Raw genomic sequence first — 1,510 nt, 5'->3', positions numbered from 1 at the left:
CGTAAATCAAATATCTCTGAGACAGCAATATCAAAGTTTGCCTGTAAGGTCACTGCCAATTGAATCGCTTTAATCGAATTACCGCCAAGCGTAAAGAAGTCATCATCGATGCCCACTTTTTCAATCAGTAAAACACTTAAGAAAGCTTGGCAGATGAGCCTTTGTTGCTCAGTAGTTGGTGCAATATAGGTTTGATGGCTGCTAAATACAATATCAGGCAAAGCCTTCACATCGATTTTACCATTAATGGTCAAGGGTATTTTATCGATCTGTAAAGCCGCACTAGGCACCATATAATGTGGTAATTTACTTGTTAGTCTATCAAGTACAGTTTTAGGCGTTATCGCATAACTGGCAACGTAATAAGCAAACAGATGCTGATCGTCATTGACCATACGCATCATGACAACTGCTTGGTCAATACCTTCAATATTTATTAAAGCATTTTCAATTTCACCCAATTCAATTCTAAAACCACGGATTTTAACCTGAGTGTCTTTACGTCCGATATACTCTAAATTGCCATCAGGCAGCCATCTGACTAAATCCCCTGTTTTATATAAGCGATCATAGCCTTTTTGTTTGTCTTCTTCAGTCGCAAAGGGATTAGTAATAAACTTTTCAGCAGTTAATTCAGGTTTGTTTAGATAACCGCATGCTACGCCTGCTCCACCAATATATAACTCACCCACAACACCAATAGGTACAGGTTGACTATAACGATCAACGACATAACATTTTGCATTATTGAGTGGCTTGCCAATATTATTGTACAGGCTGGTATTGTTATAATCGTGCATCGTCGCACATACAGTGATTTCTGTCGGACCATAGGCATTAATAAAATTTCTGTTTACAGACCATTTAGTCATTGTTGAATAACTGCATGCTTCCCCACCAGTCAATAAATATTGTAAACAATCCAGTGTCCCTGTAGATAACACCTTGAGAATAGGTGGTGGTAACAATGCTGTATTGATTTGATGCTTAAAAATATATTGATTAAGATGTTCTGGATTAATTTTTGTGGTATTTGAAATAACGTATAATCTTGCGCCAAAACTTAAAGCACTGAAAATCTCCCATACTGAGGCATCAAATGAAATGGACGAGAACTGTAGAAACCTTGAGGTCTCATTAATATTTAACTTTTCTCTTTGTACCATTATGAGATTATTTAAGTTTTGATGGGTTATGCAAGTACCTTTAGGCTGCCCCGTCGTCCCGGAGGTATAAATCACATAAGCCAGATCATGAGAGGTATTTTGAGGCAGTAGATTATCGAAAGGGAAACCTTTATAACTGTTACTATCCAGTGGTATGAGTTGACTATTTGTCATCATTTTAAGCCTTGATAGGTAATGCGATTGTGTCAACAATAAAGATACTTGAGTATCGTCAAGTATGTATCTAATCCTTTCATCAGGATAACTGGGGTCAATCGGCACATAGGCAGCCCCTGATTTTAAAATTCCCAAGATGCCTATAATTATTTCTAAGCTTTTATCTA

At 37.2% G+C, this 1,510-nt stretch carries 1 protein-coding gene; it reads right to left on the bottom strand.

Annotated features, from left to right (window positions below):
* A partial coding sequence (locus DNJ77_RS09810) for a non-ribosomal peptide synthetase (RefSeq protein WP_116964869.1) occupies positions 1-1,510 on the bottom strand: 1,510 nt, incomplete at both ends.

Source organism: Fastidiosibacter lacustris, assembly GCF_003428155.1.
Taxonomy (GTDB): Bacteria; Pseudomonadota; Gammaproteobacteria; order Francisellales; family Francisellaceae; genus Caedibacter; species Caedibacter lacustris.
This window is presented reverse-complemented; position numbering and strand designations above follow the sequence as displayed.